The 20152-nt window shown below is 72.3% G+C and carries 19 protein-coding genes; 16 read left to right on the forward strand and 3 right to left on the reverse strand.

What is annotated here, in order from left to right:
* Nucleotides 1-7: 7 nt before the first annotated feature.
* The gene (locus ABZT14_RS18775) at nt 8-1405 is read right to left on the reverse strand and encodes a Gfo/Idh/MocA family oxidoreductase (RefSeq protein ID WP_356303791.1); all 1398 of its coding nucleotides are present in this window, start codon (nt 1403-1405) and stop codon (nt 8-10) included.
* A 331-nt stretch (nt 1406-1736) separates the two neighbouring features.
* On the opposite strand from ABZT14_RS18775, the gene ABZT14_RS18780 reads away from it, so the two are divergent.
* Nucleotides 1737-3140 carry an alpha-amylase family protein gene (locus ABZT14_RS18780; protein ID WP_356303794.1) on the forward strand — a complete coding sequence of 468 codons (1404 nt, stop codon included), beginning with the start codon at nt 1737-1739 and terminating at the stop codon, nt 3138-3140.
* A 454-nt stretch (nt 3141-3594) separates the two neighbouring features.
* Complete coding sequence (locus ABZT14_RS18785) at nt 3595-5385, forward strand: ABC transporter ATP-binding protein (protein ID WP_356303796.1); 1791 nt, start codon at nt 3595-3597, stop codon at nt 5383-5385.
* A 16-nt stretch (nt 5386-5401) separates the two neighbouring features.
* On the opposite strand, the gene ABZT14_RS18790 is transcribed toward ABZT14_RS18785, so the two are convergent.
* Entirely contained in the window at nt 5402-5995 is a 594-nt protein-coding gene (locus ABZT14_RS18790) for a hypothetical protein (protein ID WP_356303799.1), read from the reverse strand.
* A gap of 85 nt (nt 5996-6080) precedes the next feature.
* Between ABZT14_RS18790 and ABZT14_RS18795 the strand changes: the two genes are divergently transcribed.
* From ABZT14_RS18795 to ABZT14_RS18805, 3 genes are all read left to right on the forward strand, one after another.
* On the forward strand, nt 6081-6500 hold the full coding sequence (locus ABZT14_RS18795; RefSeq protein WP_356303802.1) for an ASCH domain-containing protein: 420 nt from the start codon (nt 6081-6083) through the stop codon (nt 6498-6500).
* An 89-nt stretch (nt 6501-6589) separates the two neighbouring features.
* Entirely contained in the window at nt 6590-7060 is a 471-nt protein-coding gene (locus ABZT14_RS18800; protein WP_356303805.1) for an NUDIX domain-containing protein, read from the forward strand.
* Between the two features lie 189 nt (nt 7061-7249).
* Entirely contained in the window at nt 7250-7759 is a 510-nt protein-coding gene (locus ABZT14_RS18805; RefSeq protein ID WP_356303808.1) for an O-acetyl-ADP-ribose deacetylase, read from the forward strand.
* A gap of 28 nt (nt 7760-7787) precedes the next feature.
* Here the strand turns inward: ABZT14_RS18805 and ABZT14_RS18810 are convergent, their stop codons facing one another.
* Nucleotides 7788-8489 (reverse strand): Clp protease N-terminal domain-containing protein, encoded by a 702-nt coding sequence (locus tag ABZT14_RS18810; RefSeq protein WP_356303811.1) that lies wholly within the window; start codon nt 8487-8489, stop codon nt 7788-7790.
* A gap of 262 nt (nt 8490-8751) precedes the next feature.
* Here ABZT14_RS18810 and ABZT14_RS18815 point away from each other — a divergent pair, with 262 nt between their 5' ends.
* The 11 genes from ABZT14_RS18815 (at nt 8752) to ABZT14_RS18865 (ending at nt 20127) form a co-directional block, all read left to right on the forward strand.
* Nucleotides 8752-9273 carry a hypothetical protein gene (locus ABZT14_RS18815; protein ID WP_356303814.1) on the forward strand — a complete coding sequence of 174 codons (522 nt, stop codon included), beginning with the start codon at nt 8752-8754 and terminating at the stop codon, nt 9271-9273.
* 364 nt (nt 9274-9637) lie between these two features.
* Nucleotides 9638-10573: a GntR family transcriptional regulator YhfZ gene (gene yhfZ, locus ABZT14_RS18820; protein ID WP_356303817.1), complete on the forward strand. Its 936-nt coding sequence runs from the start codon at nt 9638-9640 to the stop codon at nt 10571-10573.
* Between the two features lie 97 nt (nt 10574-10670).
* Nucleotides 10671-11045, forward strand: coding sequence for a transcriptional antiterminator (locus ABZT14_RS18825; protein WP_356303820.1), 375 nt, complete (start codon nt 10671-10673; stop codon nt 11043-11045).
* A gap of 104 nt (nt 11046-11149) precedes the next feature.
* The gene (locus tag ABZT14_RS18830; RefSeq protein ID WP_356303823.1) at nt 11150-11506 is read left to right on the forward strand and encodes a DUF2620 domain-containing protein; all 357 of its coding nucleotides are present in this window, start codon (nt 11150-11152) and stop codon (nt 11504-11506) included.
* A gap of 40 nt (nt 11507-11546) precedes the next feature.
* On the forward strand, nt 11547-12920 hold the full coding sequence (locus tag ABZT14_RS18835) for a YhfT family protein (RefSeq protein WP_356303826.1): 1374 nt from the start codon (nt 11547-11549) through the stop codon (nt 12918-12920).
* A 25-nt stretch (nt 12921-12945) separates the two neighbouring features.
* Entirely contained in the window at nt 12946-13971 is a 1026-nt protein-coding gene (locus tag ABZT14_RS18840) for a phosphotriesterase (protein WP_356303829.1), read from the forward strand.
* Nucleotides 13968-15104 carry an aminotransferase class V-fold PLP-dependent enzyme gene (locus ABZT14_RS18845; RefSeq protein WP_356303832.1) on the forward strand — a complete coding sequence of 379 codons (1137 nt, stop codon included), beginning with the start codon at nt 13968-13970 and terminating at the stop codon, nt 15102-15104. Before ABZT14_RS18840 ends, ABZT14_RS18845 begins: the two co-directional genes overlap by 4 nt.
* Nucleotides 15105-15106: 2 nt before the next feature.
* Nucleotides 15107-16291: an alanine racemase gene (locus ABZT14_RS18850; RefSeq protein WP_356303835.1), complete on the forward strand. Its 1185-nt coding sequence runs from the start codon at nt 15107-15109 to the stop codon at nt 16289-16291.
* Nucleotides 16288-17538, forward strand: coding sequence for a phosphopentomutase (locus ABZT14_RS18855; protein WP_356303838.1), 1251 nt, complete (start codon nt 16288-16290; stop codon nt 17536-17538). The genes ABZT14_RS18850 and ABZT14_RS18855 overlap by 4 nt, the downstream gene beginning before the upstream one ends.
* A gap of 837 nt (nt 17539-18375) precedes the next feature.
* A complete protein-coding gene (locus tag ABZT14_RS18860) occupies nt 18376-19554 on the forward strand; it encodes a Cmx/CmrA family chloramphenicol efflux MFS transporter (protein ID WP_356303841.1) in 1179 nt (392 codons plus the stop codon).
* A 408-nt stretch (nt 19555-19962) separates the two neighbouring features.
* On the forward strand, nt 19963-20127 hold the full coding sequence (locus ABZT14_RS18865; protein WP_356303844.1) for a hypothetical protein: 165 nt from the start codon (nt 19963-19965) through the stop codon (nt 20125-20127).
* Nucleotides 20128-20152 lie beyond the last annotated feature (25 nt).

Consider the following 20152-nt stretch of genomic DNA (forward strand, 5'->3'; position numbering starts at 1 on the left):
CGGGAGGTCAGGAACCGGTGGGCTTCTCGGAGTCGATCCCCGGCCGCTTGCGGCGCCACTCACCCCGGGTGAAGTCCGGTATCTCCTGCGGGGTGCCGTGGGACCGCACCGAGTCGTGGCTCAGCGGTACCGGGGAGGACCACACCGCGCCGTCGTACACGTCCAGGTCCGGTACCAGGCCGAGCCTCATGCACTGCACCAGCCGCAGCAGCATGATGTAGTCCATGCCGTCGTGGCCACCGGGGGGCTTGGGGTTGTCCTTCCACAGCCAGTGGTCCCACTTCGCGTAGTCGTCGAAGTCGCCCCACTGGTCGTCGTCCCGGTCCGGCTCCAGGTAGACGCGCGGGGGGTAGTCCTCGAACACCCCCTTGCTGCCGCCCAGGATGTTCAGCCTGCTGTACGGGTGCGGGGTGGTCACCGAGTGCTCCAGCCGGATCACCCGGCCCTTGGCGGTGCGCACCAGGCTGATGGCCATGTCGCTCTGGACGTAGCGCTCCTTCCAACTGGGGTCGTCCCGGGGGATGTTGGCCTCCCGGTACTCCGCCAGGCTCACCGAGGGCGAGCCCACGGTGGTGATGCTGACGGCCCGGTCGCCCCGGTTGACGTCCATGTAGTTGGCCGCCGGCCCGAACCCGTGGTTGGGGTAGAGGTCGCCCAGCAGCCGGGTGTGCCACTTACGGCGCCAGGGGCCCTCGTAGTAGTCCGGGTCGAACATCAGCTCCCGCAGGTCGTGCAGGTAGGCGCCGGCCGAGTGCAACAGCTGCCCGAACAGGCCCTCGTGGGCCATCCGCAGCACCCGGGTCTCGTTCCTGCCGTAGGCGCAGTTCTCCAACTGCATACAGTGCCGCCGGGTCCGCTCCGACAGGTCCACCAGCGCCCACAGGTCCCGTACGGTCATCGCCATCGGGCACTCCACCCCGACGTGCGCCCCGCCCAGCATCGCCGCCCTGGCCATCGGGAAGTGGTACTCCCAGGGGGTGGCCACGTAGACCAGGTCCAGGTCGCCGCGCGCGCAGAGCCGGCGGTACTCCCGTTCGCCGCCGGAGTAGAGGGCCGGCCGGGGCTGGCCGGCGTCGGTCACCTTCTTCGCGGCCTTCTCGGTCTTCTCCTTCACCGTGTCGCACAGCGCCACCACCCGCACCCCTTCGAGGGTGAGGAAGATGGGCAGCATCATCTCGCCGCCCCGCTGGCCCAGGCCGATGACGCCGACGCGCAGTGTCCGCCGCTCCTCGAAGGGCACGTTCACCATGGTGCGGCCCTTACGGGGCGGGGTCTGCGCACTGTCGGGCCCGGAGGGCGTCGCGGCGTGGGCGGCGCCGGTGCCCAGCGCGCCCACCCCCAGACCGGCGCCGGTCGCGCCCGCGCCCCGCAGCACGGTACGGCGTGAGAAACCCTGGTCGTTCACTGCTCCTCCAAGAAGTCGGGCGGTGGGAAGGGGACTTCTGGCAGGAGCCTGCTGTCCGTACCGGGGGCTGACAATGCGCCCTCCATGGACTTTCGGCGCCGGGTGTTTGGACTTTCGTGGCCGGCAAGAAATTTCCGCAAGAGATGGAAAAGCTTGCGCGATCCCTTGACGGACCCACGGCCCCCCGGGCAGGCTCCCGCACGGAACCCCACCCCTCGGGTGGCCGTTCCGCCCGGCGACCCCAACGGGCCGCCCACCCACGGCGGTTGGAACGCGTGGCTGACCTGGTGGGCACATACCGGTGTCCCAACCCCCCAAGGAGCCGCAGAAGATGGGAACTCCCAAGCCGAGGCGCCGCCTGCTGGGCGCCACCCTGGCCGGCGTACTCGCCGCCACGGGACTCCTCGCCCTCGCCCCCTTCCCCTCGGGCGCCGCACCCGCCGACGGGCGCGCACCGGGCGGGGACAAGACCGTGACCGCCACCCTCTTCGAGTGGAAGTACGCCGACGTGGCCGAGGCGTGCGCCAACGACCTGGGCCCGGCCGGCTACGGCTACGTCGAGGTCTCACCGGCCACCGAGCACATCGCCGGCGACCAGTGGTGGACCTCCTACCAGCCGGTCAGCTACAAGATCGCCGGACGGCTCGGCGACCGTGACGCCTTCGCCGGCATGGTCGACAAGTGCCACCAGGCCGGGGTGAAGGTCATCGCCGACGCGGTGATCAACCACATGTCCTCCGGCTCGGGCACCGGCACCGGCGGCACCGAGTACCAGAAGTACGCCTACCCCGACACCTTCGAGGACGGCGACTTCCACGGCTGCCGGAAGGACATCAGCGACTACGGCAACCGCGACGACGTACAGAACTGCGAACTGGTCGGTCTGGCCGACCTGGACACCGGCAGCGACAAGGTGCGCGGCACCATCGCCGGCTACCTCGACGACCTCCGCTCCCTGGGCGTGGACGGCTTCCGCATCGACGCCGCCAAGCACATGGCCGCCGAGGACGTCGCCGCCATCAAGGGCAAGATGTCCGACCCGGGCTTCTGGGTCAGCGAGGTCATCCACGGCGAGGGCGAGGCCGTGGAGCCCGACGAGTACACCGGGGTCGGCGACGTCGACGAGTTCCGCTACGGCACCCACCTCAAGAGCGCCCTCCAGGGCGGCGACCTGGCGTCCCTGGCGAACATCGCCGACGGCAAGCTGGACGGCTCCAAGGCCCGTACGTTCGTGGACAACTGGGACACCGAACGCAACGGCTCCACCCTCACCTACAAGGACGGCGACACCTACACCCTGGCCAACGCCTTCCTGCTGGCCCACCCCTACGGTTCGCCCAACGTCTACTCCGGCTACGAGTGGTCGGACAAGGACGCCGGACCGCCCAGCGGCACCGACGGCTTCACCCGCTACCACGCCCAGCAGCCGGTCACCGGCATGGTCGGCTTCCGCAACCAGGTCGGGGACGCGGAACTCGGCGACTGGTGGGACAACGGAGGCGACGCCCTCGCCTTCAGCCGGGGCGACCAGGGCTTCGTCGCCCTCAACGGAGGCGACGGCGACCTCAGCGAGACCTGGACCACCTCGCTGCCCGCCGGCACCTACTGCAACGTCGCCAAGGCGGCACCGGACAACTGCGAGGGCAACACCGTCCAGGTGAACGACGACGGCACCGTCAGCGCCACCCTCGGAGCCAAGGGCGTCCTCGCCCTGCACGCCGGCGCCAAGGCCTGACCCCGCGCTCCCGCGCCCACGCCCCCGGGCGGCCCGTTACCAGGGCCCGCCCGGGGGGCGTACCGCGTGCGGGGCCGACGACCTGGCGGCCCCGTCGGCATCCGTCAGCCACCCGACGGCCCCCGCAGGGACGTCGCCCCGACTCGCGGCCTCGCGGGGCCCGTGGGTGGGCGGCTCGGGGTGGTCGTGGGTGGCCGGCGCCGTTCCCGACGCCGCTGTTGTCCGGGGAGCCGGGGTGCCGGGAGGGCCGGGAGGGGCGGGGTCCCCGGTGGCCTTGGCCGGGGGACCGGCCCCACGGCGCCTACGCTGGGGAGCGACCGCCGCCCCACCGAGGAGTTCCTTGTCGTCGCAGGCCACCGAGCAACCCGAGCCGCCCGAGCAACCTGAGCACCCCGCACGTCCCGTAGGTCCCACGCGTCCAGAACCCGCCACCGGGTCCGAGCCGTCCACCCCGGTGCCCCTGCGACGCGTCCTGAGCCTCTTCCGCCCCTACCGGGGCCGCCTCGCCCTGGTGGGGGTGCTGGTCGTGCTCGCCTCGCTGGTCGGGGTGGCCTCGCCGTTCCTGCTGCGCGAGGTGCTGGACGTCGCCATCCCCCAGGGCCGTACCGGACTGCTCAGCCTGCTGGCCCTCGGCATGATCGCCGCCGCCGTCACCACCAGCGTGCTGGGCGTACTCCAGACCCTGCTGTCCACCACCGTCGGCCAACGGGTGATGCACGACCTGCGCACCGAGGTCTACGCCAAGCTGCAACAGATGTCGCTGGCCTTCTTCACCCGCACCCGTACCGGCGAGGTCCAGTCCCGCATCGCCAACGACATCGGCGCCATGCAGGCCACCGTCACCTCCACCGCCACCTCCCTGGTCTCCAACAGCACCAGCGTGATCGCCACCGTGGTGGCCATGCTCGCCCTCGACTGGAGGCTCACCCTGGTGTCCCTGCTGTTGCTGCCGGCCTTCGTGGCCATCAGCCGCCGGGTGGGCCGGGAACGCCAACGGATCACCGCCCAGCGGCAGAAGCAGATGGCGGCCATGTCCGCGCTGGTCACCGAGTCCCTGTCGGTCAGCGGCGTACTGCTGGGCCGCACCCTGGGACGCGGCGACTCCCTCACCCGGGAGTTCAGCGAGGAGTCCACCCGGCTCGCCACCCTGGAGGTCCGCTCCAGCATGGCCGGCCGCTGGCGACTGGCCACCGTCGGCATCGTGATGGCCGCCCTGCCGGCCCTGCTGTACTGGTCGGCCGGACTGCTGCCGGCGCTGGGCGGTCCACGCCTCTCCCTGGGCACCCTGGTCGCCTTCGTCACCCTGCAACAGACCCTGCTGCGCCCCAGCACCTCCCTGCTGACCACCGGCGTCGACATCCAGGCGTCCCTCGCCCTGTTCCGACGGATCTTCGACTACCTGGACCTGCCGGTCGACATCGCCGAGCCGGCCCGTCCGGTGCCACTGCCCGCGCCCCGGGGAGAGGTCCGTATGGAGCGGGTCAGCTTCCGGTACGAGCCCGACGGCGCCTGGGCCCTGGAGGAGGTCGACCTGACCATCCCCGCCGGCGGCCACCTCGCGGTGGTCGGAGCCACCGGATCCGGTAAGACGACCCTGGGCTACCTGGTGCCCCGGCTGTACGACGTCACCTCCGGCCGGGTCACCCTGGACGACGTCGACGTACGGCGACTGGACTTCGACACCCTGGCCCGCACCGTCGGGGTGGTCGCCCAGGAGACGTACCTCTTCCACGCCTCGGTGGCCGACAACCTGCGCTTCGCCCACCCCGAGGCCAGCCAGGAGGACCTTGAGGCCGCCGCCCGCGCCGCCCACATCCACGAGCACATCGCCGCCCTGCCCGAGGGCTACCAGACCCTGGTGGGGGAGCGGGGCTACCGCTTCTCCGGGGGCGAGAAGCAACGCCTGGCCTTGGCCCGCACCATCCTGCGGGACCCGCCCGTGCTGATCCTGGACGAGGCCACCTCCGCCCTGGACACCCACACCGAGCGGGCGGTGCAGCGGGCCATCGACGCCCTGGCCCGCGAACGGACCACCCTGACCATCGCGCACCGGCTGTCCACGGTCCGGGACGCGGACGAGATCGTGGTACTGCACCAGGGCCGGATCGTCGAACGCGGCGACCACGCCAGCCTGATGGCGCGGGGCGGCCGTTACCGCGAACTGGTCCGACGGGACGGCCCCGCCCCGTCGGAACCGGACCTACGCGAGCGGGAGGAACCGGCCCTGGGGGCCGGCGGCCCCTGAGCGGGCGACCGTCCGCTCAGCTCCGGCCCTCCTCCGCCGTGGACCCCACCCCGGGGGCACCCGTGGAAGCGGCGTCGGCGGGGTGGAACTCCACCACGTCGGGATAGTGCGGACCGATCCACTCGGCGAACCGGTCCCACAGCGCGGCCTCGGTCGTCCGCACCACCTCGTTGGGGTCCTCGGCGGCCTCCATCTGGAAGTGCCGCCACAGCCACTCGCGGAACGCGACGTTCTCCGGGCAGGGGTCGTAGTCCTCGTCGTCCCGCTCGTCGTAGTAGTCCACGGACACCCAGTCACCCATGGGGGTCCAGCCCGAGGCGAGGACCCGCAGGAACTCCCTGATGTCACGGGCGACGAGGTTGACACCGCCCTCGTCGCCCAGGAGCACCACGGGCAGGGTGGCGAGGTCGGTCCGGTCGTCCAGCAGCCAGATCGCGTAGGTCGAGCCGGAGCCGGTGGCCTGGGCGAAGGCGCGGACACGGTCGGCCAGGTTCGGGTATCCACCGTCGTCGTGGGCGAAGTCGACCAACTCGAAGCCGGGGGCGTAGTAGTCGCTGACGCTCTCCTCGAACTCCTTGAGGAGGTTCAACTCCGGTAGGGGCGTGTACATGACCGCGACCCTACCGGCGACCTGTGACAACGCCCCTCCCCGTACCGGACCACCGGCGCCGGGAGGGCCGGTACGCTGCCGCCCCATGAGCCAACACCCCCACCCCCCGGTGGAGTTCGCGTTCCCCGGCCCGCTGCGCGACCGCCTGGTGGGGGCGATCCTCGACGGCCGCAAGACCACCACCACCGGGCTGTGGCGGGAGTACGAGCAGGAGGGCGCCGCACCGGACAGGCCCGGGCAACGCCAACTCGTCCTCGACTCCCGGGGGCGGGGAGTGGCGGTGATCGAACTGGTCGAGGTCCGGGTGCTGCCCCTGGCCGAGGTCGACCTCCGGCACGCCGTCGACGAGGGGGAGGGACACCGTACGGTGGCGGCCTGGCGCGCGGACCACGAACGGTTCTGGCAGGGGGACCAGATGCGCCGCGCCCTCGGCGACCCCGACTTCACCGTGGACGACAGCACCCTGGTGGTGGCCGAACGGTTCCGACTGGTGGAGCGGCTCTGACCGAGCCGGCCGACCACCACAGGTCACGGTCAACAGCACGGCTTTGAGGCCGGGTGGGAGACCGCCTCACCAGTAGCGGAGAACAGCGCATGAGCCGAACCGAGTTCTACGACGACCCACGTGCGCCGAAGCCCAACACGGTGGTGGTGGCCGCGTCCGCCGTGGCCGTGGACGGCGACGGGAGGATTCTGCTGCAGCGAAGAAGGGACAACCGGCTGTGGGCGCTCCCCGGGGGTGGCATGGAAATGTGGGAATCCCTACCGGAGGCCGCGGTTCGCGAGGTGAAGGAGGAAACCGGGTTCGATGTGGAGATCACCGGACTTGTGGGCACCTACACCGACCCCAGGCATGTCATCGCGTACGGCGACGGGGAGGTTCGGAGGCAGTTCAACGTGTGTTTCCGTGCGCGGATTGTCGGTGGCTCCCTCTCCGTTTCTGACGAGTCAACAGAGGTGCGATTCGTGGCGGCGCGTGAGATCGCCCCACTGGATATGCATCACACCCAGCGCCTGAGAATCGACCATTACCTGGCTGGTTCGCCGGAACCGTATCTGGGCTGACGGAAATACCCGTGAGGCCGGCCAGGCCGTCGGGAACCTGACCGTGACAACGGCCAGCCCCTCACAGGCCTCATCCGAGGGAGCGGCGGTCATCACCCTCCCCGCGAGAGCGTCAACGTGGGCGGGCTCTGGGCGGCGCCGACCCGCCCCGAGGGGCGGATGCCCGGCCGTACGCCGCATCATGGAGGAATGGTCAAGGTCGAACTCGTACGTGGCGACATCACCGAGGCCCCCGTGGACGCGGTGGTGAACGCGGCCAACTCCTCGCTGCTCGGCGGCGGGGGAGTGGACGGCGCCATCCACCGCGCCGGTGGCCCCGAGATCCTCGACGCCTGCCGGGACCTGCGGGCCTCGCGGTACGGCAGGGGGCTCCCCACCGGACAGGCGGTCGCCACCACGGCGGGCCGACTGCCGGCCCGGTGGGTCATCCACACCGTGGGCCCGGTCTGGTCGCGGACCGAGGACCGGTCCGACCTGCTGGTCTCCTGCTACCGCAACTCCCTCGCGGTGGCCGACGAGTTGGGGGCACGTACGGTCGCGTTCCCGGCGATCTCCGCCGGTGTCTACCGCTGGCCCATCGAGGACGCGGCACGCATCGCGGTGGAGACGGTGAAGGTCACCTCCACCGAGGTGGCGGAGGTGACCTTCGTCCTCTTCGACGACCGCGCCTACGAGGCTTTCGCCGCGACCGTCTCCTGACCCGGGGGCCGGTCGACCCGCGCTCCCGCTACCGCTCGTCGTCTGCGGACCGCCGGGCGACCTCGGCGCGTACCGTCTCGCGCAGCCCGTCGGAGGTGAAGCCCAGGTCGCGCAGGATCCGCGCGGCCGGGCTCCGTTCCACGCGGATCAGGCCCAGCAGCGCGTGTTCGGTACCGATCCGGTCGTGGCCGAGGTCGTCCGCGACGCGGCCTGCCTCCTCGATGGCCTCCTTGCTCTCCGGGGCGAAGGCGATGTGTCCGCGTGGTGCCTTCGCCCCGGCGGGCGGCAGCGTCTCCTCGACCGCTTCGCGTACGCGTTCCTCCGAACCGGCCTCGCCGACCAGCAGTTCGTGGGCCAGGCCCTGCCGTTCGCCGAGCAGGCCCAGGAGGAGGTGTTCGGTGCTGATGAGGTCGTGCCGGTGGGTGCGGGCCGCTTCCTGGGCGAGCACGATGCCGTGCCGGTTGAGGTAGGTGTACCGGCCGAACGGGCCGGCCGCGTGGCGCTGTTGGGCGGCCTGCTTGGACACGCCGATGGCGTCACCGATCTCGGTCCAGGACGCACCGGTCCGCCTGGCCTTGTTGACGTAGTGGTCGATGAGCTGGTCACCGAGGGAGGACAGGGTCTGGGCGCGTAGTCGTGCTTCCCCGACGCGGGTCAGTGCGTCGGACTCGGGGAGTTCCTCGTCGAGACGGGCGATCAGGTCGGTGAGGCTGATGTCGAGTGGGCTCATGCGTCAAGTGAAACTTGACGATGCCTGGATCGTCAAGACGTAGTTGACGGCTCTTTGGTGTGTGACGTTCACGCCCCGGTGGCGTACGGCTCCAACTCGCCCTGCTGTCCGTCTACTTGGGGTCACCCGGGGTCCCGATTCCGGGAACGCTCAGTAAGCTGTACGGGTGCCTGGGGTCGAGCCGGCACGGGTGGGAACGAGCCGCCACGAGCCGGGGCCGCTGTGGAGCCGGAGGGCGGTCGGCGACGCTGAGGGGGAACCTGTGTCGTGGCGCGTACCGGAGCGGATCGAGCTCACGATGATGCACGAGATGGGCCACAAGAGGGAGCCCGGCCTGGTGCGCTCCCGCGTGCGGAAGACCTCCTGCGTCGTCCAGCGTCCTGAACGGGGTGAGGCGCGGTTCCTCGTCGAGTGCGGCCACTGCGGTCGCCAGGGAGAGTTCGTCATCCAGGACATGGAGACGACCAAGCGGATGCGCCGCCGCCCGATGATCTACTCCCTGATCTCGTCGTTCGTGATGCTGGCACTGGTGGCGTACCTCGCGGTCGCCGGTTTCGGCGGCGGCAACATCACCCTCCAGGTGCTCACCATTCCTGCGGGACTGCTGTTCATCCCCTTCGGGCTCGCGCTGGCGATCAGCCCGAGCGGCAAACTCGGCGCCGTGCCCCCGGAGGGCGTCTCCTTCGACACCAGGACCAGGCGCGAAGGGTTCAGTTACGTCACCCAGGGTGTGCGCCGGCGCGAAGGCGTGTACTGCACCGGACTCGTGGCCCCCGCTCGCTAGCTCCCCTTTCCACGGCTCCCTCCCCGATGTCACCTCGGCCAGTGCCTTCCGGGCGGGGTGGCGTTGTCGCGGGCGCGGCTGGTGCGGCCGGCGGCGCGACCCCGGGGGCGACGCCCCTCGTGACCTCGCGTGTGCGTGGGGTGCCGTGGTGAGGGTGGTTCTTCGGCGCTCGGGCCCGGCTCGGCCGGGGGTGTGATCAGGGTCGCGGTCGGGGCGGAGCCCCCAAGTCCGGTGCCACGGTGACGGGTTGAGGGGGCGCGGGAGGCGGGGTGCGTGAGGGCCGGTCCCGTGCTGGGGGAGGGCGGGGAGGAACGCTCGTGACCGACCCTGTTCAAAAATCAGAATACTGGTTACTGTCCTGCCCGTGAACGCCATCGACGAGCGCCTGCTGACGCGCAACGGCCTGGCCGCCCGGCAACTCGCGGCGACCCTCCTCACCCACGAGGAGAACACCAGGCTGCCGAGGCTGCGGGACGTGGCCGAGCAGTTGGGCGTCGGCAACGGGACCGTGCAGGCCGCCTTCCAGCTGCTGGAGGGGGTCGGCGCGATCAGGACGGTCGCCCGAGGCCACCTCGGCACCTTCCTGGTGGAGGCCGACCGGGCCGTCCTGTGGCGGCTGTCGGGCATGGGCACCCTGCTCGCCGCGATGCCCCTGCCCTACTCGCGACGCTACGAGGGGCTCGCCACCGGACTGCGTACGGCCTTCGAGCAGGCCCGCACCCCCTTCGCGGTGACCTTCATGCGCGGCGCCCACGACCGGGTGGCCGCGCTGCTGGAGCACAAGGTCGACCTGGTGGTCCTCTCGCGCTTCGCCGCCGACCGGCTGATGGGCCAGCACCCTCTGGAACTGGTCGCCGACCTCGGCCCGAGCACCTACGTGGGCGCGCACGGCATCCTGGTGCGTCGTGGGGTCGACCCGGTGTCCCACGGCCTCCGGGTCGCCGTCGACCGTAGCTCCGAGGACCTCGAACTGCTCACCGAACGGGCCTTCGCCGGGCGGCCTGACCTGAAGTGGGTCGAGGCCTCCTACATGCAGCTGCCGGACCTGTTCGCCCGTGGCGAGGTGGACGCCACCGTGTGGAACCTGGACGAGGTGCAGGGCCGCATGGGCGAGGGGGTGGACGTGCTGCCCCTGAGTGACGAGATCCTCGGCGAACTGTCCCTGCGTAACGCCCGCGCGGCGATCGTCGGCCGTGCGGAGGACCGCCCCCTCGGCGTCGTCCGCCAGGCACTGGACCCGGACCTGATCACGGGGATCCAGCAGGCGGTCCTGCGCGGAGACCTCATCCCCTCGTACTGAAAGGGCCTCAGGTGTCCTCGGGAGCACCTCACGGCCAACAATCCAGAATCCCGGTTACTGCCAGCAAGGTGGACGAGCACGGAAGGACCCGATACCGATGGAGGAGCGCCTCGAACAGCGGCTGCGGATGTTCCACGAGGGCGGCCAGGTGCGGCCCCACGTGATCGAGTTCGTCACGCGTGAGCTCGACGCTCTGGCGGCGACCGGACGGGTGGTCACCGAGGACACCGCCGGCATGATGACCAGCCACCTGCTGATGGCCCTCACCCGGCTCCTCGACGGCGAGCCCCTCACGGAGTTCCCCGCCGACGAGCAGGTGGCCGCCGAACTGGCCGACCACCCCGAGGCCCTGGCCGAGGCGAGAGCGGTGGCCGCACGTGCCGAGGCGACCCTGCACGCCTCGCTGCCCGAGTCGGAGATCAACCTCCTGGGCCTCCACCTGGCCGCCCTGGCGCACAACTCCCGGGCCTGACCGACCCGGAGCCAGCTCCGACGCACCGTACGCGGGCCCGCCGGTGAACGAACGCGGTCCCCTCCCGCACCACCTCCCGTACCACGAGAGCAAGGAAGCAGACCATGACGAAGATCCTCACCGGCGGTGTGGGCAAGACCGAGGTCGCCCGGGCCGTCAACGCACTGGACCTCGACGACGTCGAGGCCACCGTCTCCAGCGACATGGACGCCGCCATGAAGCTGCGGGCCGGCCAGGCCGACTACTACCTCGGCACCTGTCACACCGGCGCCGGCGCCTCCCTGGGCGTACTGGTCGGCGTGATGGGCAAGGCCGCCCACACCTTCGGGCGTTCGGTACCCACCGAGGAGGAGGTGGCCGCCCTCCTGGCGGACGGCAAGAAGGTCTTCGGCTTCGCCATGGACCAGATGGACACCGTCACCCCGGTCGTCACCCGCGCGATCGCCGCGCACTCGGGCTGACCCGCCACCCCCGTCGAGCGGACGCACAAGGGAGCCTCCGTTGAACACGTATCTCGCCGCGAGCCTCAGTTTCTCGCTTCCGCAGGAACTCGTCGTCATCGCCCTGTGCGCGCTGACCGCCTACATCTCCCACGAGGCACTGGCCGTCTTCAACGACGGTACCCGGCCCTTCCTGCTCGACTTCATTCGCGGTGAGACCACGCGCAGCGCCACCACCGCGGTCTCGTTCGGGCTGTCCGCCGGGTTCATCTTCGGCCTGGGAGCACCGATGGCGCTGTCCACCGGAGTGCTCAACCCCTGGCTGCTCTTCCTGCCCACCGACGTCCTGGGCATCCTCGCCATGAGGAAGTGGCTGGCGCCGCTCCTCGGCGCCGCCTGGGGAGCCGTCGTGGTCTTCGGGCTCGGCGGGGTGAACTCGCAGGCGCACAAACTGCCGGTCGACTTCCTGACCGCCCTCCAGGAGATGTCGAACCCCATCCTGTTCCTCTTCACCCTGTTCCCGGTGCTCGCCATCACACGGCAGTTCGGCCGGCTGCGGGGCGCCATCGTCGGGGTGGTGGAGCTGGCCCTGGTCGTCATGACCATGAAGCTGTGGCCGGACGTGTTCGCCGGCTCCCTCGCGATGGCCGTGGGCGTGCTGATGCTCCTCGGTTTCGCCGCCGCCCGGGACATAGGCCAGCGCCGCGCCGAACGGGCAGCCGCCAAGGCGGCGGGCACTGGCACCGGCGGGGCGGACACCAAGGCAGCGGGGGGCGCCGACGAGGGGGCCGACGACCCGCTGGAGTCGCTGTTCAGCGCGAGCGCGGCCCGACTACGCAGGCACCTGCCGCTGTTCATGGTGCTGGGCGGCGGGGTGTGCCTGCTGGCGCAGATGCACGTCTTCGGCGGGGGCGAGGCGACCAGCTTCCTGATCGCCAAGGGCCAGTACGCCGAGGCCGCGCAGATCGACTTCTACCGGGTCTTCGGCTTCGTCCCGCTGATCCTCACCACCTCGCTGGCCTCCGGTGCCTACGGCATCGCCGGCTTCACCCTCGTCTACCCGATCGGCTACCTCCTGCCGAACCCGTACCTGGCCGTGCTCGTCGGCGCGTTGGTCTTCGCGGTCGAGGTGCTGCTGCTGTCCCGGCTGGGCAAGCTGCTCGGCTCCTTCCCGTCGGTCCGCGACAGCTCCGAGCACCTGCGCAACGGCATCACCGAGACCCTCGGCCTGGCCATCCTGTTCGGCTCCCTGATGGCCGCGAACACGATGGGCGCCGGCCTGGGCATCCTCATCGTCGGCGGGCTGTACCTGCTCAACGAGGCGATGGGCCGGCCCGTGGTCCGCATGGCCGCCGCGCCGGCAGCGGTCGTCGTCGGGGGCGTGGTCCTCAACCTCCTGTACTGGGCACACCTGTTCACCCCGATCAAGGGCTGAACAGGCGACCGGAAGGCACTGGCAGATGCACACCGTTCGGACCGTCACCGGTCCCCTCGACCCGTCCACGGTCACCGGCCCCGTCCTCCCCCACGAGCACCTGGCCCTCGACCTGCGCCGCGACCACGACCCGGAACCCACCCTCGACGCGCGCCACACGGCCTCGGTCACCGCCGAACTCGCCGCGCTACGCGAGGAGTTCGGCCTGTCCCTGGTGATCGACCAGACCTGCCGGGGCATGGGCCGCGACCCGCGAGCCCTGACCGCCGTCCACGCCGGCTCCGGGGTACCGGTGGTCGCCGCCACCGGGTGGTACTACGAGCCCTTCCACCCCCGCGAGGTAGGGACGGCCGACGTCGGGGAACTGACCGCCACCCTGGTCCGGGACGTCGAGGAGGGCCTCGACGGGACCGACGTACGGCCCGGTCTGATCGGGGAGGTCGGCAGCCACGGGCAGCGCCCCGAGGGAGCGGAGCGCCGGGTGCTCGCCGCCGCCGCCCGGGCCGCCGTACGCACAGGGCTGCCGGTGGCCACCCACGCCCACCTCGGTGTGGGCGGCCCCGGCCAACTCGACCTGCTCGTCGCCGAGGGACTGGCACCCCACCGGGTGGCCCTCGGACACCAGGACCTGTTGGACAACTCGTCCGTCCACCGGCACCTGGCGGCACAGGGCGCCTACGTCGCCTTCGACACCGTCGGCAAGAACGGCTACCAGAGCGACCACACCCGGCTCCGGCTGCTGCTGGCGCTGATTGAGGCCGGGTACGCCGACCGGGCGTTGCTGTCCTGCGACATCTCCCGGCACGCCTACCTCACCGACGAGGGCGGCACCGGCTACGGTCACCTGCTGCGCGCCTTCCTCCCCCGGCTGCGCGCGGCCGGAGCCGACGACGACCTGGTCGACCTGCTGACCCGCCGCAATCCGCTGCGGTTCCTCACCGGCGCCGACCCCGGCCCGCCCACCGGACAGACCGAGCCGACCGGACAGACCGAGCCCACCGGACAGACCCGTACCGCCGCCCCAGCCGACGGAGGAGAGCGCACCCGATGACCAACCCCCGGGTACGGCTGCCCGAGACCCACCCGTTGCCCACCGTTCCGCTGTCCGACGCCATGGCCACCCAGTTCCGGCTCCTGGAGTGCGTGGCACGGCACTTCGAGGGCGAGCAACTGTTCACCGCCGACGTCGGCGTCACGCCCGGGACGGGGCGCCCGCGCGCCACCGCCCGGGTGGAGGCGGTCCTCGCGGAGTTCCTGGGGGCCGAGGCCGCCGCCCTCGTCCAGGGCGCGGGCACCGGCGCGATCCGGGCCGCCCTGACGGCGGCACCGCTCGGCGAGGGCAACACCCGTACGGAGTTGCTGATCCACCGCGCGCCGGTCTACCGCACCACCGCGACGACCCTGCGCGCCATGGGCACCCCGACCGTCGCGGTGGACTTCAACGACGCCCGCGCCCTGGACGAGGCCCTGGCGTCCGGGCGGTTCGCCTGGGCCTACGGGCAGCACAGCCGGCAACGGCTCGCCGACCGCTACGACTTGGGCGCCGTCCTGGAGGCCTGCCGGGCCCACGGGGTACGCACCCTCGTGGACGACAACTACGCGGTGCTCCGGGTGCCCCGGAGCGGCGTGGAACTGGGGGCGGACGCCTCCTGCTTCTCCCTGTTCAAACTGCACGGCCCCGAGGGCGTCGGCGCGGTGGTCGGCTCGGCGGACCTGGTGGAGCGGGTCCACGCCGACAACTACTCGGGAGGCGGCCAAGTCCAGGGCCACCAGGCCCTGGACGCGCTGCGCGCCCTCACCCACGTACCGGTGATGTGGGCGATCCAGTCCCAGGTGGGCGCGGAGGTCGCCGCCCGGCTCGACGCCGGGGAGGTGGAGGGCGTGGCCGAGGTCCGCCTCGCCAACGCCCAGGACCGCTGCCTGCTGGTCCGCCTGGACCAGCCCGTCGCCCGTGACCTGCCCGCGGTGGCCGCCCGGTACGGGGCGGCGCCCTACCCGGTGGGGGCCAACTCCCGTTACGAGGTGGCCCCGATGTTCTACCGGATGTCCGGGTCGACCCTGGACGACGCCCCCGAACTGGCCGACTGGACGATCCGCGTCAACCCCATGCGCGCCGGCGCCGATCTCGTACTGGACATCCTGCGCCGCTCCCTGGCCGACCTGCCCCACCCCAAGGACGACTGACCGTGTTCCTCGACACCGTACTGGCCCGCAACCCGGAGCTGGTCCGAGCCGCCGTCGCGCTGCACCGCGAGGGGCGCATCCCCCCCGACACCTATGTGACGGACCTCGACACCGTGGAGGCCAACGCCACCCTGCTGGCCGCCGAGGCCGAACGCCTGGGCCTGACCCTGTGGTTCGTGGCCAAGCAGTTCGGCCGGAACCCCGCGCTCGCCGCCGCCGTCGCCCGCCACATCCCCCGGTTCGCGGCCATCGACCAGGCGGAGGCACGGGTCCTGCACGCCGCCGGCGGACGTGCGGGCAACCTCGGCCACCTGGTGCGGATACCGGCCGCCGCGCTGCCGGAGATGCTCGCCTGGCGCCCGGAGGCCGTGACCGTCTACGACCTGGCCAACGCCGAGGCCGTCAGCCGCGCGGCCAGCCAACTCGGCCACGTCCAGGACCTGTTGGTACGTCTCGAAGGGGCACCCGGCACGGTGTACCCGGGCCAGGAGGGAGGCGTACCGCTGGAGGGGCTGGACGAGTTCGCGCACCACGTCGAGGCACTGCCCGGGGTACGTCTCGCCGGCGTCACCGCCTTCCCCTGCGTCCTGTGCGACCCGGTCACCCGGCGGCCGGAGCCCACCGCCAACCTGGAACTGGCGCTCACCGCACGCGACCGGCTCGCCGCCCGGGGACACCCCGGGCCCAAGGTCAGCGCGCCCAGCGCCACCTGCCTGGCCACCCTGCCGCTGCTGGCCCGCTCCGGCGCCACCCACGCCGAGCCCGGACACGCCCTGACCGGCACCACCCCCCTGCACGCGGTCGACCCGGAACAGGGCGAACGCCCCGGCTACGTCTACGTCACCGAGGTCGCCCACACCCTCGCCGACGGCCGGCCCGCCGTACACGGCGGAGGCTTCTACCCACGCGCCGAGATCAGGTCCGCGTTCCTGCCGCGTACCGGGGCGCGACTGGCCGTGCACCCCATGCCGGCCGAGAACATCGACTACTACCGGCTGCTGGACGCGCCCGCCCGCCCCGACGACGCCCGCGTCGGCGACACCGCCCTCCTCGCCTTCCGCACCCAGGTCTTCGTGACCCGCAGCAACGTCGCGGTGGTCGACGGACTCGCCTCGGGAACGCCCCGCCTGCAGGGCCTCTACGACGCCCTCGGCCGGCCCCTGGACCGAAGGGACCACCCCCTGTGAGCAGGACCGTCATCGTCGTCCTCGACGGCTTCGGCATCGGCGCCATGCCCGACGCCGGAGCACTGCGCCCCGGCGACACGTCCGCCGACACCTGCGGCCACCTCCTGGACCACTTCCGCCGGGTCCACGACCGGGCGCTGCGCCTCCCGGCGCTCACCGCGCTCGGCCTGGGCGCGGTCCACCCGGACCCCGACCTGGCCACCCCCGACGGCAGCCCGCCGGCGGCCACCGGCACCCCACCGGTCACGGCCGGCCGGGCAGCCCTCGGCTACCCGGGTGCGGACACCTACGCCGGCCACCAGACCATGATGGGCGCCGACTTCAGTACGGTCACCGTCGCCCGGCTGGGCGACCACCTGGACACCGTGGCCGCCGCCCTGCGGGCCGCCGGACACCGGGTGGAGCCGCTGGAGGAGGAACCGGTGCTGCTGGTCGACGGCTCGGCCCTGGTGCACGACAACCTCGAAGCGGACCCCGGTATCAACTGGAACGTCTCCGCCCGGCTCGCGGACCTCCCCTTCCCACGCGTCCTCGAAGTCGCCCGGACCGTACGCCGGGTGGCCCCCGTCGCCCGCGTGATCGCCGTCGGCGGCAACGCGGACCGGCCGCTGCCCGACTTCGTCCGCGCGGGCGAGGACGGGACCGTGGGGCTGGACACCCCCGCCAGCGGCTTCTACCGCAACGGGGGGCTCCAGGTGCAGCACCTGGGCGTGACCCTGGACCACACCCGGCAGCTGCCCGACCTCGCCGCCCGCGCCGGGGTCCCGGTGACCCTCACCGGCAAGGCGGCCGACATCCTGGCCTGCGAGGGCGCCGCGCGCCACCCGGCGGTGGACACCACCGAGGTGCTACGGCACACCCTGGACGCGGTGCGGGGCGCGAAGGACGCCCTGGTGGTCGCCAACGTCCAGGAGACCGACCTGGCCGGCCACCAGCAGGACCCCCGCCGCTACGGCCTCGTCCTGGAACAGGCGGACCGGCAACTGGGCGAGCTGACCGCCTCGTTGGACGCCCCGGGGGACTGTCTGATCGTCACCGGCGACCACGGCAACGACCCCACCATCGGCCACGCCTTCCACACCCGGGAGTTCGTCCCCGTCCTCGTCCACCGGCCCGGCTCGGCCCCGCGCGCTCTGCCGGACGCCGGCAGCCTGGCCGACGTCGGGGCCACGGCGGCCCACTGCCTCGGGCTCCCGCCCGGCCGGCTGGCCAGCGGTGTGCCACTGCCGCTCACCCCGGTGGGGTGAGTCAGCCGACGGTCGTCGCCGCTGTTCCGGGTGGGGTGTGCGGGAGGGGGTTGTCCCGGGCGGCCCGCCCAGGTGGCCTGAGCTGGGGGCGGTGCCTCGGTGGGTGCTTGTGGGTGCGTCGTCCCGACGGTGGGGGTGCCCGGCTGGTGGGGCCACTGTCTTGGCTCTGAGTCGGGCCGGCTCGGGCGGCCCGCCCGGGCAGCCTCGGTCAGAGGCCGTACCTCGGGCGGGGCGTTCGTGGGCGCGCCGCCCTGGTGGCGGGTGTCTGGCTCGTGGGCCTGGCGTCTCGGTTTTGGGGCCAGGGCGGCCGGTCGGTGGTCTTCCGTCGCCGCTCGTCCCGATGGGGTGAGTGCACGCGGGGCAGCCCGCTCGGGCAGCCTCGGTCAGAAGCCGTACCTCGGGCGAGGCGCTCGTGGGCGCGCCGCCCTCGTGGAGGCCCGGTGGTGCCCCCGTCGTACCGGCCAGGGGGCCGGCTTCTGGTGCGGTTTCTCCTGGGAGCCGTCGAGGGAGCGGGGCGGGACCTCGGGGGCGCTGTCCGGGGGCCTCCCCGCGGTGGGCCCCGAGGTCCGTTCTCGTCGGTGGGCGGAAAGGCGTGGACGGCACTCCTCGGTGCGGGGGCCCTTCGGAGCCGCCCGGCGGCGGCAGCTTGGTAGCGTGCGGGGCATGTCGAGTCCCGAGTCAGACAGGTCGGGGGCTTTCGGTCACGCCGTCAGCCCCCTCCACCACTGAGTCGCAGCCCTGCCCCCGCACGCTCCGCGTGCCGGGGCGTGACGGGCTGTCGAGCTGGCCGCGGTGACGGGATGACCCTCCTGCCTCTCCTCACCTCGGAGCCTCTCGATGCCCCTTCCGCTGTACCTGCTCGCCCTGGCCGTGTTCGCCATGGGCACCTCGGAGTTCATGCTCGCCGGCCTGGTGCCGGACCTCGCCTCGGACCTCGGCCGCGCCGTCGGGACGGTGGGTCTGCTCACCCCGGCGTTCGCGATCGGCATGGTCGTCGGCGCGCCCCTGGTGGCGGCGCTCGCCCGTGACTGGCCCCGACGCGCCAGCCTCCTCGGCTTCGTCCTGGTCTTCGCGGCGGCCCACGTCGTGGGCGCCGTCACCACGAGCTTCACCGTACTGTTCGCCAGCCGGGTCCTCGCCGCCCTGGCGAACGCGGGCTTCCTCGCCGTCGCCCTGACCACCGCCACCACCCTGGTCGCGCCGGACAGGAAGGGGCGCGCGCTGGCGGTGCTGCTGTCCGGTACGACGGTGGCCATGATCGTCGGCGTCCCCGGCGGTGCCCTGCTGGGCACCCTGTTGGGGTGGCGGGCCACGTTCTGGGCGGTGGCCGCGCTCTGCCTGCCCCCGGCCCTCGGCCTTCTCACCGCGTTTCCGGCGCCCCCCACCCGGGCCGAGACGGGGGACGTACCGGCCCGACGTACCGAACTGGCCCAACTCGCCCACCCACGGCTGGCCCTGGTGATGCTGCTCGCGGCGCTGGTGAACGCGGCGACGTTCGGCAGCCTGACCTTTCTGGCGCCCGTGGTGACCGGCACCGCCGGGCTGGGTGACCTGTGGGTCCCGGTGGCCCTGGTGCTCTTCGGCGCCGGTTCCCTGGTGGGCGTGACCGTCGCCGGCCGGATGTCCGACCGGCGCCCCGGCGTGGTGGTGGCGGCCGTCGGGCCCGCGCTGCTCCTGGGCTGGCCGGCCCTGGCGCTGCTGGCTGAACGCCCCGTGCCGTTGCTGCTGTGGGTGGGCGTCCAGGGGGCGTTGTCGTTCGCGCTGGGCGGCACCCTGATCACGAGGGTGCTGTACGAGGCGGCCGGAGCCCCCACGATTGCCGGTTCGTACGCCACGGCCGCGCTCAACGTCGGCGCGGTGCTGGGGCCCGTGGTCGCCGCCTCCACCCTCACCACCGGGGCGGGCGCCGTGGGGCCGCTGTGGGCGAGCGGTCTGCTGGTCGCGATCGCACTGCTGCTCGCCGTGCCCTTCCGTGCCGTGGTCACGGCCGGCGCCGGTGGGGGCGCGGGTCGGTGACGCCCGGTGGGGCGCGCCGGGTACGGGTCGGGGCGGGAGTTGCCCGGCCCCGACGGGCACCCGGTCACCACTGGTCGGGGGCCGGTCCCCGGCTGGAGGGCGGTGCGTGTGGCGGGGGAGTGGGGAGGGGCGGTGCCCCCGGGGCCTCGCTCCCCGCCGGTGAGCGCTTCCGGTGCCGGACCGCCCGGCTGGGGCGGGGTCGGTGCGGGCTGTGCGGGAGCGAACCGCTGGGGGGCTGGGCGCCCGTCGTGAGTGGGGCAACTTGCCTTGGGCACATGCCCGCTGACAGGACATCAGCTGACGGAAGGTCATCTGTCCGGTGCGCGGGAGTCATGAGCAATGTATTGACATGCCCATTACCTGTAGTTGTACTGAGAAGCGATTTCGTCTCATGGAAGGAGCGAGCCCATGCCTGCAGTCCAGGAGAAGAAGGTCACGTCAGAGGTCGAGGCTGACGAGGTGTTCGACCTCGTCATCGGCGACCTGGAGCAGGAGATCCCGCCGTTGGCCTCGCCGACGAACTCGGGCAGCGGCACCGCGTGTGGTACCTGCGCGGGCATGTACTGCTGTTGACGGCGTACCGGGGGCGTCGCCGACC

This window comes from Streptomyces sp. NPDC005438, from assembly GCF_040606315.1.
Classification (GTDB): domain Bacteria; phylum Actinomycetota; class Actinomycetes; order Streptomycetales; family Streptomycetaceae; genus Streptomyces.